This window comes from Peptoniphilus sp. Marseille-Q6390, assembly GCF_965119475.1.
The window spans coordinates 92,218-109,278 of sequence record NZ_CBCPLS010000002.1 but is presented as its reverse complement, the minus strand read 5'-3'; the positions used below and the strand labels follow the sequence as shown (position 1 = coordinate 109,278).

Annotated in this window: 16 protein-coding genes and 1 pseudogene; 4 read left to right on the top strand and 13 right to left on the bottom strand. The window is 35.9% G+C overall.

Annotation, left to right across the window (positions count from 1 at the left end; all coding sequences use genetic code 11):
* Positions 1 to 46: 46 nt before the first annotated feature.
* Positions 47 to 1,348 (bottom strand): phosphomethylpyrimidine synthase ThiC, encoded by a 1,302-nt coding sequence (gene thiC / locus ACWPVO_RS06350; protein WP_454207326.1) that lies wholly within the window; start codon positions 1,346 to 1,348, stop codon positions 47 to 49.
* Positions 1,349 to 1,568: 220 nt separating this feature from the next.
* Complete coding sequence (locus tag ACWPVO_RS06345; RefSeq protein WP_060800808.1) at positions 1,569 to 2,078, bottom strand: adenine phosphoribosyltransferase; 510 nt, start codon at positions 2,076 to 2,078, stop codon at positions 1,569 to 1,571.
* Positions 2,079 to 2,191: 113 nt separating this feature from the next.
* Here ACWPVO_RS06345 and nhaC point away from each other — a divergent pair, with 113 nt between their 5' ends.
* The 3 genes and pseudogenes from nhaC to ACWPVO_RS06330 all read left to right on the top strand — a co-directional run.
* Complete coding sequence (gene nhaC, locus ACWPVO_RS06340) at positions 2,192 to 3,595, top strand: Na+/H+ antiporter NhaC (protein WP_454207324.1); 1,404 nt, start codon at positions 2,192 to 2,194, stop codon at positions 3,593 to 3,595.
* A 77-nt stretch (positions 3,596 to 3,672) separates the two neighbouring features.
* Positions 3,673 to 4,428, top strand: a complete 756-nt coding sequence (locus tag ACWPVO_RS06335) for a formate/nitrite transporter family protein (RefSeq protein WP_454207322.1) — start codon at positions 3,673 to 3,675, stop codon at positions 4,426 to 4,428.
* A gap of 205 nt (positions 4,429 to 4,633) precedes the next feature.
* Positions 4,634 to 4,903, top strand: a pseudogene (locus tag ACWPVO_RS06330) (IS30 family transposase); the annotation flags it as partial.
* Positions 4,904 to 4,946: 43 nt separating this feature from the next.
* On the opposite strand, the gene ACWPVO_RS06325 reads toward ACWPVO_RS06330, so the two are convergent.
* The 6 genes from ACWPVO_RS06325 to ACWPVO_RS06300 all read right to left on the bottom strand — a co-directional run bounded on the left by ACWPVO_RS06325 (position 4,947) and on the right by ACWPVO_RS06300 (position 10,001).
* Complete coding sequence (locus ACWPVO_RS06325; protein WP_454207320.1) at positions 4,947 to 5,765, bottom strand: CPBP family intramembrane glutamic endopeptidase; 819 nt, start codon at positions 5,763 to 5,765, stop codon at positions 4,947 to 4,949.
* A 14-nt stretch (positions 5,766 to 5,779) separates the two neighbouring features.
* Entirely contained in the window at positions 5,780 to 6,673 is an 894-nt protein-coding gene (locus ACWPVO_RS06320; protein ID WP_454207318.1) for a TlpA family protein disulfide reductase, read from the bottom strand.
* Between the two features lie 13 nt (positions 6,674 to 6,686).
* On the bottom strand, positions 6,687 to 6,950 hold the full coding sequence (locus ACWPVO_RS06315; protein ID WP_454207316.1) for a CD1871A family CXXC motif-containing protein: 264 nt from the start codon (positions 6,948 to 6,950) through the stop codon (positions 6,687 to 6,689).
* A gap of 170 nt (positions 6,951 to 7,120) precedes the next feature.
* The gene (locus tag ACWPVO_RS06310; RefSeq protein WP_454207314.1) at positions 7,121 to 8,041 is read right to left on the bottom strand and encodes a glutaredoxin family protein; all 921 of its coding nucleotides are present in this window, start codon (positions 8,039 to 8,041) and stop codon (positions 7,121 to 7,123) included.
* A gap of 130 nt (positions 8,042 to 8,171) precedes the next feature.
* The gene (locus tag ACWPVO_RS06305) at positions 8,172 to 8,894 is read right to left on the bottom strand and encodes a TMEM164 family acyltransferase (protein WP_454207312.1); all 723 of its coding nucleotides are present in this window, start codon (positions 8,892 to 8,894) and stop codon (positions 8,172 to 8,174) included.
* 66 nt (positions 8,895 to 8,960) lie between these two features.
* Complete coding sequence (locus ACWPVO_RS06300; RefSeq protein WP_285072535.1) at positions 8,961 to 10,001, bottom strand: DNA polymerase IV; 1,041 nt, start codon at positions 9,999 to 10,001, stop codon at positions 8,961 to 8,963.
* A 76-nt stretch (positions 10,002 to 10,077) separates the two neighbouring features.
* Between ACWPVO_RS06300 and ACWPVO_RS06295 the strand changes: the two genes are divergently transcribed.
* A complete protein-coding gene (locus ACWPVO_RS06295) occupies positions 10,078 to 10,713 on the top strand; it encodes an HAD family hydrolase (RefSeq protein WP_454207310.1) in 636 nt (211 codons plus the stop codon).
* Positions 10,714 to 10,781: 68 nt separating this feature from the next.
* Here the strand turns inward: ACWPVO_RS06295 and ACWPVO_RS06290 are convergent, their stop codons facing one another.
* The 5 genes from ACWPVO_RS06290 to ACWPVO_RS06270 form a co-directional block, all read right to left on the bottom strand.
* On the bottom strand, positions 10,782 to 12,566 hold the full coding sequence (locus tag ACWPVO_RS06290; RefSeq protein ID WP_285072534.1) for a thioredoxin domain-containing protein: 1,785 nt from the start codon (positions 12,564 to 12,566) through the stop codon (positions 10,782 to 10,784).
* Positions 12,563 to 13,498: an NAD(P)/FAD-dependent oxidoreductase gene (locus ACWPVO_RS06285; RefSeq protein WP_454207308.1), complete on the bottom strand. Its 936-nt coding sequence runs from the start codon at positions 13,496 to 13,498 to the stop codon at positions 12,563 to 12,565. Before ACWPVO_RS06285 ends, ACWPVO_RS06290 begins: the two co-directional genes overlap by 4 nt.
* Before the next feature lie 9 nt (positions 13,499 to 13,507).
* A complete protein-coding gene (locus ACWPVO_RS06280) occupies positions 13,508 to 14,113 on the bottom strand; it encodes a histidine phosphatase family protein (protein ID WP_454207306.1) in 606 nt (201 codons plus the stop codon).
* Positions 14,114 to 14,232: 119 nt separating this feature from the next.
* Entirely contained in the window at positions 14,233 to 15,843 is a 1,611-nt protein-coding gene (locus ACWPVO_RS06275; RefSeq protein ID WP_454207304.1) for a MutS-related protein, read from the bottom strand.
* Between the two features lie 163 nt (positions 15,844 to 16,006).
* Positions 16,007 to 16,948 carry a D-2-hydroxyacid dehydrogenase gene (locus ACWPVO_RS06270; protein WP_060800786.1) on the bottom strand — a complete coding sequence of 314 codons (942 nt, stop codon included), beginning with the start codon at positions 16,946 to 16,948 and terminating at the stop codon, positions 16,007 to 16,009.
* Positions 16,949 to 17,061: the final 113 nt, after the last annotated feature.

Below are 17,061 nucleotides of genomic sequence, written 5' to 3'. Positions count from 1 at the left end.
TAAATTATTTTTTAGCAAGAAACTCTTATCAATAAATAGTCCTGAATTAAGCTTCTATTTTTATATCTTTACCTTCAAGTATTAGGTTCATATTTTTTGCAGAGCACATTGATCCACACATTGTACATGTGTTTTCTTCTTCAGGCATTGATGAATTTCTGTACTCTCTTGGTTTTTCCTTATCAAGTGCAAGCTCAAACATGCCTTCCCAATCAATCTTTTGTCGTCTCTTACTCATTTCAAGATCCCAAGCTCTTGCATCCTTTAACTTATTAATGTCTCCTGCATGGGCTGCAATCTTGCAAGCAACAATCCCTTCACGAACATCATTAACATCTGGTAGTCTTAAATGTTCAGCAGGTGTTACATAACAAAGAAAATCTGCACCATGAGCTGCAGCAATTGCACCACCAATTGCAGATGTTATGTGGTCATAGCCTGGTGCAACATCTGTAACAAGGGGTCCCAATACATAGAAAGGAGCCTTGTGACAAAGCTTCTTTTGAAGCTTCACATTCATCTCGATGTCACCAATTGGCACGTGACCTGGTCCTTCAATTATTACCTGCACATCCTTATCCCAGGCTCTTTTTGTAAGTTCTCCAAGTGTAATGAGCTCTGCTATTTGAGATGGGTCAGTTGCATCGTGAATTCCACCTGGTCTTAATGAATCTCCTAGAGAAAGGGTTACGTCATATTCACGGCAGATATCCAAGAGTTCATCATAGTATTCATAAAAGGGATTCTCTTGATTATTCATCTTCATCCAACCAAAGAGAAGAGAACCTCCACGAGATACAATTTCATTAACACGTCTATTTCTCATGAAGATTTCTGCATTGGCCCTATTTATCCCTGCGTGAATTGTAACAAAGTCAACTCCATTCTCAGCATGGTTTCTAACTACATCTAAAAACTCTTCTGCCTTAATAAAGGAAAGACCCTTGTCTAAGAATCCAACTGCATCATACATGGGAACAGTTCCTATCATGGCTGTGGATTTTTCAATTAGCTTTTTTCTAAACTCCTGAGTCTTGCCATAGTTTGAAAGATCCATTATGGCTTCTGCACCCATAGATAGTGCCATGTCTACCTTTTTCATTTCCATGTCAATGTCATTTAAGTCCTTAGAAATTCCAAGGTTAACATTAATCTTAGTCCTAAGTCCAGTCCCAATACCCTCAGGAGAAATTGATTTGTGATTTTTGTTTTTTGGAATTACAATTTCACCACATGCCATCTTCTCTAGCAAGTATTCACAAGAGACATTTTCCTTCTTTGCTACAATTTTCATTTCTTCTGTAACAAATCCATTTTTTGCTGCTTCCATTTGAGTAGCATACTTCATAAATAAAAAAACCTCCTATAAAATTATAGGAGTAATAATACTTTTCCTTGCCAAGGCATTATCCTAACAAGTAAAATGGTCGAGTCTTAACTCCTCTCAGCATATTGCTCCCATAAGTTTATTTATTTAATTATTATATTATTCTTAAAAAAATAATATGCGTACTTGATACAGTTTAAATCAATTGAAATATATTTACAAGAAATTTTAAAATTTTAAATTAATACTTTATTACAGAAAGAACTTTTTCGCCCTTTAATACATCTCTTCCCTTAAGTCCTTCAAGCTCTGCCAAGAAAAGTAGTGAAGAAACTTCTCCTCCTAGACTCCTAACAAGTTTTAAACAAGCCTTTGATGTTCCACCAGTTGCAAGTAGGTCGTCTACTATTACAACTTTTTCTCCTGGCTCAAGGGCATCCTTGTGGATCTCAATGGAGTCTTGTCCGTACTCAAGGTCATAGGACTCGCTTAACTTGTCCCAAGGAAGTTTGCCAGGTTTTCTAACAGGTATAAAGCCCTTGTTTAGTTTGTAGGCAAGAGCTGCTCCAAAGATAAAGCCCCTTGCTTCAATCCCTATTATTTTATCAACGTCTTCATCTATTTTTGCTGCCATTTCATCAACTGCTTTTTTGAAAGCATCTTTGTCCTTTAAAAGAGTTGTTATGTCTCTAAAGATAACTCCCTCTTTTGGATAATCTTCAATTGCACGAATTGTGTCTTTTAATTCCATAATTTCCCCCATTCCCTTATAGTATATCATCTTTGCCACCCAATAAAAACTTTAAATAAGGACTTTATAATGATATAATGGGTTAAATTTTTGAATTTTATAAGAGGTGTTTTATGAGCCAAAAAAATATAAATAAATATGAAAAAGAAGTGAGGAAGGCAAACTTTGCAGAAGCCCTCTTCACCTTTGTCTCTCTTACAATAATTATGTTTATAAGCATAATTAAGTATGAAGAGAGCCCCCACATCCCTATGCTCATTGGAGTTTTAATCGCCTCTCTTGTCGCTCTAAAGATTGGCTACTCTTGGAAGTTTATAGAAAACTCAATGATCAAAGGAATTTCACAAGCCATGCAGTCCATAATAATCCTTGCCATAATTGGTGTCTTAATTGGGATTTGGATCTTGGCTGGCGTTGTGCCTACAATGATTTACTATGGGCTTATGATTTTAAAACCCTCAATTTTTCTTGTTGCAACAGTTTTGATTACATCAATAACGTCTCTTGCCACAGGAACAAGCTGGGGTACTGCTGGCACCATGGGGATTGCCCTTATGGGGATAGCAAGTGGACTTGGAATACCTGCTCCTGTGACTGCTGGTGCAGTTTTATCTGGCGCCTACTTTGGAGACAAGATGAGTCCTCTTTCTGATACAACAAACCTTGCTCCTGCAATGGCAGGCACAGATGTCTTCACCCACATCAAGGCAATGTTTAAGCCAACTCTTATTGCCTATGGTTTGACACTTTTGATTTTTGGATTTTTATCTCTCAAGTACAAGGGAGCTAGCGCCGACTTATCAAACGTTGACGTCATCGCTAATGGACTAAAAGAATCTTTTACAATTTCACCTGTTCTCTTGTTGGCACCCTTAGTCGTAATAATTTCCATTGCCAAGAAGCTCCCAGCAGTTCCCGGCATAAGTCTTGGAATTATTATTGCTGCAATCCTGGGACCAATCTATCAAGGCGTAAACTTTGGAGACATTTTATCAGCTGGGCTCAATGGCTACGTTTCAAACACTGGCCTCGAAGCAGTGGATAAACTTTTAACCACTGGTGGCTTAAACAACATGATGTCTTCCATTTCTCTAACTATCATTGCCATGATGTTTGGTGGAATTGCAGAAGAAACTGGAATACTTGAAGCCATAGTTAAAAAATTCCTCCACAAGGTTAAGTCTGTGGTTGGACTTGTGATTTCTACAATTTTAACTTGCTTCTTCACCAACGCAACTATGCCTGAGCAATACATCTCCATAGTTGTACCTGGAAGAATGTTTAAAAATGAATATAAGGATAGGAAGATAGATCCTAGACTCCTATCATCAACTCTTGAGTCAGGTGGAACTGTTACATCAGCCATGATTCCTTGGAACACTTGCGGAACTTATATGTCAACAGTCCTTGGTGTTTCCACAGTCCACTATCTACCATTTTTATTTTTCAACCTATTGATGCCTCTTGTTCAAGTAATAATAGTGGCAATAGATTCAAAAAAGTACAGAATAGACTAATATAAAAGGACTTTCATCAATTGAAAAACTGCTTCTTTTTGATATAATAGTTATTAAAGTAAAAAAAGAGGTGTGATATGTATAAGGATATAATTGGTGGACTTACAAATTCTGCAAACACTAAGAAAAATTTACTTGAAAATTCTCTTTTTAAGTACATGGTCGCTTCAGTTCTTGCAGGATTTTTTATTGGAATGGGAATGTTAATCATGACCCTATCTGCAAGTGTTTTTTCAGGGCTTGAAATTCCAGCTGTTAAATTTATAAATGGCTTTGTCTTTTCCCTCGCCCTTTCCTTTGTAATCTTTGCTGGTGGCGAACTTTTCACAGGTAATGTCCTTGTGACAAGTATTGGAAGATTAAACAAAAAAATTGAAACTTCCACACTTTTAAAGATTTTAGTTTTTTCCTACATAGGAAATCTTTTGGGATCAATTTTAATTTCTTTCTTATTTAAAATGACAGGAGTTTCCCCTGAATATAACGAAGCCCTCTTAAAACTAGCAACAACAAAGTCAAGTTTTGACTTCACTGCACTTTTATTTAAGGGAATAATGTGTAACATTCTAGTGTGTCTTGCAGTTTTAATTTGCTCTAGACCCATATCTGATTCATCAAAGTTGATTTTAATCTTCTGGTGTATCTTGGCTTTCGTAAGCCTTGGTTTTGAGCATAGCGTGGCAAATATGACTTGCTTTGCCCTAGCAAAAATGTTAAATCCTGAATTTGGATTTGCACTAATTTTCAAAAACTTAATACCAGTTACTATCGGAAATTTTATTGGCGGTTCTTTAGTTGCCATAACCTATAATATTCTAGGTAGCGAAAACTAAAATAAGACGAGGCTTTAAACTGACCCCCAAATTTGGACTTAAAAACCAACTAAGGAGGTCAGTTTTTTAATGAGATAGCTTGTAAAATTAAATGCGACACAAATAAAAAACTCATACTAACTTCGTGTAAAATGTTAATAAGGCCAAAAACTAACACGGAGATCAATATGAGCTATAAACATCTTTCACTAAACGAAAGAAATAAGATAGCGCTAAAGAATTTGCTTGTTATGATGAAGTTGAAAAACTCGGAATAGACTTTTACTTTGCTGATCCATACTCAGCATGGCAAAGAGGAAGTAATGAAAACTCTAATGGTTTGCTAAGAGAGTATTATCCTAAAAAGACGGGTTTGGCAGATATATCTATAGAAGAACTTATTAAAAATTTAATGGAGCTCAATAACAGACCTAGAAAGTGTCTAAATTATCGAACTCCATTTGAATTGTTTTTACATGAACTTAGTTTAATTTAGGTGTCGCAATTTTATTTGCAATTCATCAAATATAAAAAAGTTATTAAACATAAGCCTTTTTACAAAAATCACCATTAAGTATTTTGTACACTATGTAACACATAGGGATAATCATAGCTATAGAAACTACATTTACTACAGTTGCCCCTATGCCTGCCGGAACAAAATCCTGCAATAGTCCCATAAGGTTATTTGCCATATGCAGAATAATTGTGAATAATAAATTTTGCTTCTTCTCATAAACTACACCGGCTATAATTCCCATAATAGATGCATATACAATTGCAACAGGATTCATATGATAGATACCAAAGATTAATGCTGAAACCATTATTGATACCCAGGCAGGAAATACCTTTCTAAATGAACCAAGTACAACTCCCCTAAATATAACTTCCTCAACAATAGGGGCAGCAATTACTGCACTTAAGAACACTCCATGTAGGCTTCCTCCACCAATCATCGCATTTCCTTCTTTCATAGCAGCAAGCTGTGCCTGAAACATAGGTATCTTTCCCGCAATCGTAATCCATATTAAAGATAGACCTGAGACTCCGACACCTACTGCAAAGCTGAGTCCTATATCCTTTAGATTAAGCTTGGTTCTTAACTCATCGTCATTTCTTTTTACTAACAGCTTATATATGACAAAGAATATAATTAACTGTATTAAATCTATAAGAATATCTGAAAGATACATAAATTTGATGAACTGCTGCATAGGTATCTTCAAAATTCCTAAAAACAGTTTGAGTGCAAGCACATTTAGATACTTTGTTAGATAATAGTATGCTATAATCGAAAGCATAGCTAATGCTATAAATCCAATTTTAGACCACAAATTTTCATTATTTTTAGTCATGGTTTGCCTCTAAATTATTTTTTCTTTAACTCTGCGATTTTCTTTTCAATTTCATCAATCTTTTTAAGACCTTCCTTAATAGTCTTAATCTCATCCTCTGTAAAATCAGACTTTGATGCCTCTAACTGCTCTTTTAAAAACTCACCATAAGGCTTTTCAACATTTTCTTCCGCCTGATCCTTCTTTATTTTTGAGAATAACTTATTCCAAGTATCCTGATTTTCCGCAAAAATTTTGTTTTCTTCTTCATAAAGTGGTGCTGTAGGGTCATCATTAGTAGCTGACTTGTCTGAAGTTACTGAAGAAGTTACACCATTTCCAGCCTTTATCTCCTTGATTACCTTAAGGATTTCTGCCTGCTTCTTTTCATCTTCAATAGCTCCTAATATTGGATCTCCAACTATATTACCATTCTTATCAACTATAACAGTTGTAGGGAAGCTGAATATCTTTCTAACATACTCGTGGTCATCTGGAAGGATAAGATTTCTATAGGTTACACCCTGCTTTGAAAGTATATCCTTTGCCTCTGCAAGTCCCTTTTCATCACTCGCTGTACCTGCATTTATACCTATAAGCTCTGCACCCTGCTCTTTAAGCTTTTTACTAAACTCTTCAAGTGCAGGCATCTCGTTTACGCAGGCTGAACAACCATTAAACCAAAAATTAACAAGTGTTGCCTCATTTTTACTAAATAAGCTTTCATCAACATCATTTCCCTCAAAATCCTTACCCTTAAAGCCAGGAAACTTCTCTCCGGCAGCTTTATTGCTGCTTGCCACAGTCTTGCTTCCAGTCGTCATACTTCCTGAGTTATTTTTGCTGCTACAAGCTGTCATTGTTGCTGCAAGCATTGCTGTTATCATAAATACAGGTAAAATTCTCTTAATTCTCATCTTTGTTTTCATTGTTTTTTTCTCCTTAATTTACACTTTTTGTTGTTTTATTCTTGTTAAGCTCACAAGCCTTTTCAAGCAATTTCATTTTTTCAGGTCCCCAGTTTACACTGATTGCCTTTGTAGGACAGACCTTCACATACTCTAAGCATAAGTTCATTGCTTTAGTAAATACAGTTTTAGCTTCTCCACGATATGCCCCAAAGCCTATGAAAGCAACCGATATGACAAGTAATATTACTTGTACTATAAGCTTTTGCTTGGTAGACTTGAAAGTTATCTTATCCATACATATACATCCTTGTCCTTCTTGCTTGTCCTATTGACAAAATGGATTATAACATGAACGATGTAAAGTTTTTGTTAAGATAGGTTGTAAAATTAAATGCGACACAAATAAAAGCCAAGGGCCTGGAGTTTAATCCAAGCTCTTGGCTTTAATTTTTAATTTATAAAATTTTATTTTTCTACAAAGTAAGTGTTATCTTCTATTTGTCTAAATATTTCGTCGTAATTTTCTTTTTCAAAACCTACCACACACTTGCTAATCTTCTTGCCATCTTTTTCCAAAGTCATAATGTGAGTTGGATAATAAACCCTGTCGTTAAATTCTGGAAATTCTCCATAAAACTCTTTGAAGACTTCATCCTTTTTACCTTCACAATCTCTAATGTCCCTTGAAAGATATTTAATTCCCTTGCCATCTAAGTAGGCTTTTAATTTTTGGCAATAAGGACATTCATCGAAACCATAGATTAAAAAGCTAATATTTTCTTCTCCACCTTTAGTTTTTATTTTATTTACAGGTGGAGTGAAGTAATCTTCTTCAAATACATCTGCTAATTTAGGATTGTCTGAGTTTAGAAGAACTCTTTGATCCTTAAAGTCGTAGGCTACTCCAAAGTTCAAAACTTTACCCAAGTCTCTTAGGCGAAAATAGTTGTAGCCATCTATGAAATATCCCTTAAGTTCAATTTCTTGTCCCTTATCATCAACAATTTTTTGCCTTGTATCCTTGGCAATTCTCTCTTCTTTTAACTTGCTTTCCTTATAAATAAAGCTATCACTGTAATTTTTTCCCTTGCTTATGATTACACTTTGCTTTTCATTATCATAAGCTAGGTCAAACTTGGCAGGAGTGTCCTTTAGTAAGGCAGCTACATCCCTAATTTTTACATAGTTGGACCTATTTATTAGGTAAGCATTTATTTCTAGGTCTCTTCCGTCGAAGCTGACATTTTCACCTGAAACAAATGCCATCTTTTCATCTGAAGCCAAGTCTACTTCTTTTACTTTAGCTTCTGATCTTTTACTACTTGCACTTACTGCCAAGGGACTTAAGAGAATTAGAAGTCCCAATAAGATAATTGATCTTTTCACGTTATCCCTCCTAATTTATATAGTATATTTTATCACATCATTTAGTAAAAGTTACCAGCATCTTTCAAAGGTATTTTTAATTTTTAAAAATTATTACTCTGTAATTTCTAGTAAAAAACCTAAGCTAAAATTACTTTAACTTAGGTAACTGATCTTTTTTTAATTTTGAAATTATCCAATAAATAAAAAATGTGAGGACCATTACAAAGACTGTCACTATAAAAAGTCCCACCACGTAATTGGGAAAGACATCCTTTATAGTTGCAAGGGCTGATCCCTCATAGGGCTCTTCTATAAAATAATAGTTTGCATCAAGCTTTTTGTTTAAAACTTTTATTATTGGAAGAGTCACAAGAATAAAAATTATTGGATATATTATATCTCTTATCTTTGGTAGGTATTCCTTTGAAATGACAAGATAGATTGGATAAAAGGCATTGACCCCATGAATGATCCAAGAAATAATTGCCACATAAGAATATTTATTTACTTGGTCCCAGCCTGGTGTGAAAAGACTTAGGATTGCTGCTGGCATAAAAAGATAATAGAGGCAGGCTTTTATAAACTTCCTATCCACAAAGGCATCTACTGCCATGAACTGGGCGCCAATTAGGCAGAGGTGGAAGGGCAAGTAAGAAGAATCGTAATGGCCACTTATTAAGACTCCAACAAGCCTAATCATTTCCAAGCTAATTGGTGTTAGGGCAAGAAAGATTCTAAAGTTTCTACTTGCTCTCCAGGGTTTGTATAAAATTATTGCAAATATAAAAATAATAGCTAGACAAGCGTAGTGGTAGGTCCCAAAAAACTTGAAGCCAACTTCACCATAGTCTAAGTCCCAAAAATTTCTCATAATTAAATTCCTTTTTCTTATTTCTTGAATATTTTAGCATAAAATTTCAAAAAAAGATTGAATTTTTTATCCATTAAAGAAAGAAAGTTGTCTTATGTTTAAGTCTACAAGATTTGAAACTGTTATTCCAATAAGTCTAAGCTTGTCGCCCTCATAGGCTTCTTCGAAAATTTCCATGGACTTGTTAAAGATATCCTCTTCTTCATAGATGGCATTCTCATAAGTCCTTGACCTAGTCTTGACCTTGAAGTTCTCGTCCTTCATCTTTAGGGTCAAGGTGTAGCCAGAAATTTCTTTTACAATTAAGTCTTCTGAAACTTCTTTAGAAAAATCACTAAGGTAAGAAATCAATTCTTCCCTCTTACTTGTAACCTCAAAGGTGGACTCTGTCCCAAGACTCTTCCTCACAGTGTTGGGAGTGACCTCCCTATTGTCAATCCCTCTGATTCTCTTATAGATTTCTTCCCCACTCTTCTTGAACATGGTTACTAAAAAATCATAGGAGAGGGAATATAAGTCCTCAACGGTATTTATACCTATGTTTCTCAGTCTCTTCTCCGTCTTATTTCCAATCCCGTGGACCTTTCTTATATCTAGGGGAAATAAAATCTCTGGTATGTCTGACTTCCTAATAATTTTTACTCCCTTGGGCTTGTTCCAATCGCTGGCAAGTTTTGCCAAAAATTTATTGTAACTCAAGCCGCAGCTAACATTTAAGCCAGTCTTTTCAAAAACTTTTTTCTGCAAATCATATACAATGTCTTCGTCGTAACCCAGTCCACTTATGTCAAGATAGGACTCGTCAATGGAGACTTTTTCAATTTTATCTGTGTAGGTCCTTAGGACTTCAAAGACTTCTCTGGACTTCTCCAGATACCTCTCTCTTCTCATGGGTTTTATTATAAGATGGTCGCAGAGATTCTTTGCCATATACATGGGCATGGCTGAGTGGATGCCATACTTTCTTGCAACATAATTAGCCGTAGTTACAACTCCATGATTGGACCTGCCACCTACGACTAGAGGTTTGCCTATAATAGATTTGTCGTCAAGCTCTTCTACCGATGCGTAGAAGGCGTCTATGTCTACATGTATAATAATTCCCATAAATATCACGGCTTTAGTATATCATAAAACTTTTTATAATGAAGTCTATTTGATATAATTCTATTGAGGTGAGATTTTGAAAAGAAAGCTTGCGCTCTATGATTTTGACAAAACTGTAGTTGATTGCGAATCAATTGTAGAGCTTTATAAGTATGGATTTAAAAATAAAAAAATAAAATTTGCGAGGACCATGGCTGGTCTTGCTTCTGCCTACATAAGGTCTAAGCTGCAATCTGACTTTAACATCATGAAGAACCAAATGGTCTCTATTATAAAATATTTTACCGAAGATGAGCTAAAGGACTTTGTAACTGATTACCTCTTCCCCAAATTTTTCTTTGTGGAGTTTGAAGACGAATTTTATTCTCACGACGAGGACACAATAAAAATTCTTTGCTCAGCATCTGCTACTCCCTACCTAAAGTATGTAAAGGACCTCTATCCCTTTGACTACATAATTGGTACTGATCTTGGAATTGACTACAAGCTCACAAGAGGCAACAACAAGAAGGGCGTAAAGGTCAAAAACATTAGAGACCTCTTGGCGCAAGAGGGGATTGAAATTGACTACGAAAACTCCTCTGCCTATTCTGACTCCTATGATGATGACAAGTATATGCTTAGGATGACAAAAAATAGATTTTTAATAAACTCTAAAGTCAAGAAGAAGGGCTACGAAAATTTATCTTGGCACACAGAAGAAACTAAATAAACTTTAAAGACAAGTTAATATGTAAAGCATAAAAATAAACTGGGAACTCAATCCCAGTTTTTTATTTCTCAATTTAATTCTAAAAGATATTCTTCTATTAGGCCGGCAATTTCATCATAGGATTTTTCTCCCATGAACTCGTAAATTTTTTCTCCATCCTTGTAGAAGGAAACTCTAGGAAGTTGAAAGATTTCATGTTCTTCTGCGAAGGACTTGTTCTTGTCAAGGTCCATGTAGAAGCAAGACACGTCTTTGAACTCTTCTTCCAAGAGGACTTCCATAACTTCCATAAGTGGCTCGCAGTGAGAACACCTCTCTGCCCCATAAATTAATATCGCCATCTTGTTCTCTCTAATTGTCTCGTCAAAATGATTTGCCGCAATGTATTTAATCACAGACTCATTTCTCTTGATTACCTTTTTATTTTCCACAAGGTCCCTTACAGACTCTGACTCTTGAGAAAGTGGGTCGATGTCAATTGATAGCCTACTCCTATTTACATTTGTAATCTCAACTGACTTAAAATCTCCTGCCCCAGGAAGTTTGAAGTAGGATGCGTCTTCTATCTCTTGAATTTCATTTTCTTCTTCATCAATGTCTAGGTAGTCGTAAGGATACCTATAAACCCTGTAAATCATATTGTTCTTCAAGAGGTTTTCTGTCGTTGTCCTATAAGGGCAGGTCCACTGCCAGACAATTTCTTTCGATGGGGTAACTTCAATTACAAGCCCCTCTGTGGCAAGAGTTATCAAGGTGTTTCCATTAGGCAGTCTTTGAAGGTTGCCCCCATATGGAGAATAAAACTTGTAGCCATTCATTGGAATGGAAAAGCCAAAGTCTCTTGGGTCCACAGACCAATTTACTGCAAGGGTAACTGGATTTATCTCAAGAACTCTAGAATAATTTCTCACAAATGGCAGTAGACCTGAAGGAGATGTAAGAGTTGGCGAACCGTAGCCACACCTTCCCCCGTTGTCAAAAATTAAGAGGTTCCCTTCTCCTGGCAGACCCTTTGGTACAATACTTGCAAAGGCAGATCCAACAACTGGGTCCACCTTAGTGAAGTCAGAGAAGTTTGGTCCCAACTTGTAGCAAATTCTTGACCTCTTCTTGTCGATTATCCCAATAATATTTGCAGCCCTTGCTGTAAATAAAATGTTGTCTGGATGAAAGCGTGGGTCTCCCTGGTCGTACCACTTGTTTTCTCCAATTGTCGAAATTGAAGTTATGTCAAGATAGTTGCCCAGAGGTCTCTCTGTAATCCTCAAGTTTGGATTTCTATAAATTACGTTTTTTGCTTCTTCAGAAAATCCCAACTGTTCAAAGTGTTCGCTAAAGGAAAACTTCCAAATTATATTTCCATCTTCATCAACTTCCAAGATAACGTCATCGAGCAGGGCCTTGTCAGAAATCCTAGTATCAACAATGGCATCGTGAACAAGAAGGAGAGTCTTCCCATCTTCCACAATTTTTTGTTCTGGATAATAATAGCCAACAGAGTTGCCCTCCCTTTGAAAGTCGGAATGTGCCCTTGCCATCCACTTAGGCCTGTAGCCCCTGTCCTCTGTGAACTTAAACTTGTTAAAGTCAAAGACAACTTTGCCATCCTTATCGAATTCCAATAGATCAATCCCATCACTGACACCAAAGTCCGATGACCTAAAGGAAGAAATACTCATGATATTTTTATTTGGCAGCATCTTCGCCGGCATGGGGTTAACAGAATACCTCTTAAGCTCTGTTCCATCCATTTTTGTTATAAGGGCCCCGTCCTTGGCAGTGGAAATTAAATTTATGCCATTGTAGGCCTTTTCTCTCTTGTAAACTACTGTCCCCCTTGGATAGACTCTCATAAGACACCCCTCTTCCTAATATATCTTTCTGCATAAACTGTTGCCACTGCACCATCATTAGCTGCAGTTACAATTTGTCTAAGGACCTTGTCCCTAATATCTCCTGCTGCAAAAATTCCTTCCACAGAAGTTCTCATAGCTTCGTCAGTTTTTATAAATCCAAAGTCATCTACTTCTACAAGATTTTTAACGAAGTTGGAGTTGGGACTCATGCCTGCAAAAATAAAAATTCCATCAGAAGTCACCCTAGTCTTGGTATTGTCAGATAGATCTAGGATGTCAAGGCTGTTGACTCTTTCATTTCCATTGATGCCCTCAAGTTTTGAATTCCAAGTGTAGGAAATTTTTGGATTTTTCATTATCCTTTCCACTTCCAACTTGTTGCCATCAAACTTACCTTCTTCGTGGATAATTATCATGTTAATAGAGTTGGCAAAGTTGGAAAGATAGTCAGCCTCTTCAAGAGCCAAGTCACCAGAACCTAAAATATGTATGTCCTTGTCCTTAAAATAATCTGCATCACAAGTGGAACAATAGGAAACTCCACGACCTGCAAATTCAGTTTCACCAGGCACATTTAGCATCTTGGCATAGGTTCCCGTTGCAATAATCACAGCCTTGGCAGTATATTCTCTCCTTCTTAAAGTCCTCAAGACAAAACCATCTTCAGTTTTTTCAATTTCCTTAACAGTTCCAAAGGCAAATTCATTTGTAGGAAAGCCCTCTGCCTGCTTCCTAAATTCGTTAATAAGATCTCTACCAGAGATTTCCTTAAAGCCAGGATAATTTATAATCTTGGGAGTATCGTTGACCCTGCCACCATAGGAAAATTTTTCAATGACAAGAGTTTTTAAAAGAGCCCTGCCTGCATATATTGCTGAGCTAAGACCAGCTGCTCCTCCACCAATAATTATTAAATCGTAAGTAGTCATATTATCACCTCAAATTGAATCCACTGGATTCTTAGGAGCCTTCTTAATAATTTTAAAACTCCCATCTTCGTAGTCCGCTATATTAAACTCGCCATTTCGTCTCACCCTGTTGGACCAAAAGTCTTCAATAGGTATCCCCTCAATTAGAGAATAAATGGCAACAATAGTAACGCCGTGAGTCACAAGAAGAATATTTTCATCTTCATTTGGATAAATTGCTTCCTCAAAAAATTTCTCCACCCTATCTCTAAGGTCATGGATACTTTCTCCATCAGCTCTTTCATAATTTTTTGGATCTTCAAAATATTTTTTGTATAAGACCTCATCATCTACTTTGACGTCCTTGATATTTTTTCCTGACCAAGACCCAACATCAATTTCTCGAAGAAGGGGCGTCTTAATAATTTCCCTGTCAGGGCAAATTAACCTTGCAGTGTCATAAGCACGACCAAGGTCAGATGAATAGATCTTATCAAAGTGAAGGTCCTTTGACATCTCTCTAAGTCTCTTTCCCATCTCAATGCCCTCAGAAGTTAATGCCGAGTCCAATTGTCCCTGGATAATACCAAGCTTGTTCCACTCAGTCTCCCCATGTCTAGTAAAATAAATTCTCATCTTTCCCCCACAGTCATAAAAACATTTTCTCACTTATTAATAGTATAAAGGATAAAAATCAAGTATTAAAGGCAAAAAAATTACTTAGGTAAAATTTTACCTAAGTATGGTCATAAAATTTATTTTTCTTCCATCTCTCTCGAAAGTTTTTTTGCTTCTTCTATTATATCTCTTGGATAATTTAGGCTATCCAAGATTGCAATGGCGTTACGACTTCTTGCTGGTCCATCTTTTAAAAGATAGTCAAACTTTATGTCCCCATCTTCTATCTTTTCTTCAAAGTGTTTGTTAACGAATGAATCTTTTAAAAGAATTGTAAGTTCTATGTCGTGGGTTGCTGCTATGACGTGATCATTCTTTGCCAGGTACTTTAGGGTTGCTGTTGCCGATGCAATCCTATCAATTGTGTTAGTTCCCCTAAATATTTCGTCTAGCAAAATTATTTTTTCGCTCTCATCTTCTATCATGTCGCCAATTGCCTTGGACTCTGCCATGAAGTAAGAGAGGTTTTTCATTATTGAGTCGCTGATGTCTATGGCTGAAGTGATTTTTATTGGTTTGATTTCAAATTCTTCTCCAAAGAAGATTCCAAAACTAAGGGCAAATACCACGTTTATTCCAAGAGTCCTAAGATAGGTTGACTTGCCTGATGCATTGGACCCTGTCAAGATAATTGACTTGTCCAAGTCAAGGTCATTGGAAACAGGATTCCTTATCAAAGGGTTGTAGAGATTTTTTCCAAAAATTTTATTTCCAAAAACTGCTTCTCCAGTCTCGTAGGCCTTTGATAGAGAAATAATTCCTATTTCGCAGTCGATTTTTCCCAAGAGGTAATAAAGTCTAAAGATTTCGTCCTTGTAGACTTTAAAATATTTTTGAGTTTTTGAAAAGCTCCTTGCCTCTGACAAAAACAAAATATTCTTGTAAGTTTCTGCGAAGTCCATCTCCATGTTGCCTGTCAAAAATCCAAAGGACCTCAAGCTCCTCTTTAAGGGACCAAGCTCTGCTAAAATATTTTCTATTTCCTTAATTTCATCTTTGAAAATTCGGCTTTTATTTTTAAGCAAGCCTTCTGATACATTGAGAAGACTTTTGAGTCTAACTAAAGTATCTAATTTACCCAAAGTCATCTCCTTAAATTTTTTGTAAATAAAGGTATTTGCTGCCAAGAGGGCAAAGATAAATAAAATTGCCTGAGCTCTTAAAGTTATAAATAAAATCAAGATGTAAAGTGGCGTAAAAGAAAAAATCCTTGCTAAGATTTCAAGCTCTCTTTGGATTTTAATTTCTTCTTCCACAAGCTCAAGTAGGTCTTCCTTAAAGTAACCAAGCTTTCCAAGTTGAAATTGCAAGTCCTCAAGATCTTCTTCCCTATCCTTATAAATTTTTCTCTTCTCTTGAAGCCTTGTAAGTTCATCCTTATCTAAAATTAAATCCCTAAGTCTATAGTAAAAATATTCTAAGCCCATCTTCGACATAGAGTGGTTCATCTTCTCTAAAATTTCGTCAAGGTTTAGGTCATTGGCTGTGATGTCACTGACATTTCCTCCAAGCCTCTTATGTAGTCCATTGATTTTTCCCTTGAACTTCTTAGAATGAACTTTTCCAAAATTCTTTATTATCTCTTGTCTTAAAATTTTTTCATTTCTCTGCTTCACGTAGAAGTTGTAGAGGAAGATAAGTCCAATTAAGACAAAAAATAAAATCACAAGTGAATAGTAGTCCTTCATGCAGCCTCCTTTTGGTATCAACAAATTAGCTTCATAAGCTCATATGATTTACTTAAATAAACTTTATCCTTAATTATTTTTCCTGTCAACAAAACTATTTGTTTGCAAAAAAAAGACTGCTCACCTAAGCAAGCAGCCTTTAAAATTTAAATTTTATTTATTCTTATTTTCCGAAAAGTTCATCAAAGTTTCTTAGGATTACATTTCCGATATCGTCTTGAGCATCAATTGTTGATCCACCAATGTGTGGAGTTACATAAAGTCTGTCAAGTTCGAATAATTTACTTTCTACTGGAACATCTTGAGTGTCAAGTCCGCCAGAGCCAAGTTCGTTAGAAAGTGTATCTAAGTTTGCTCCACCTAGTTTGCCATTCTTGATGTAGTCGTATAGGTCATCTTCGTTAACAATTCCACCACGTGCAGCGTTGATAATGCAAGCGCCGTCTTTCATCTTTTCGAATTCTTTTGCTCCAAAAAGATCCTTAGTGTCTGGAGTTAGTGGCATGTGAAGAGTGATAATGTCAGAGTTTTTAACGATTTCGTCGAAATCAACAAGTTTAACATAATCAACTTTAATGTCTTCTGGTTTTAGGAATGGGTCATAAGCAAGAACGTCCATATGGAATACATTAGCGATTTCAGCAACTCTTCTTCCGATTGCACCAAAACCACAAATTCCTAGAGTTTTATTTCTAAGTTCTCTACCAATCCATCTATATTTGTTCCAGATTCCACCCTTAACTTCGTTTTGAGCTTGTACAGAGTTTCTGTATAGGTCAAGAGCCTTAGCAAATACTAGTTCAGCAACTGCGTTTGCGTTTTGTCCTGGAGAGTTTTTAACTGGAATATTTTTTTCCTTAGCATATTCAAGGTCAATGTGGTTAGTTCCTGTTGAACCAACAAAAATTGCCTTTAAGTTTTTAGCAGCATCAAGAACTTCCTTGTTGATGAATGGGTCAACTCTCATGAATAAGAAATCATAAGGTTCAATAATTTCTGCTAATTTTTCTGAAGTTGGAAGCATAACCTTATCAAGTTCAATACCTCTTTCTTCAAGTCCCTTGTCAATTACGTCTGACATGTAATCTACCATTAACGCTTTCATTTACATCCTCCTTAAAATTTTATGTACTTCGTTACATTTCTATTTTAGATGAAATCATTATCTTTTTCAAGGTCATTTATAAGCTTAGCCCAATTAGCACTTTTCTTTAAAAA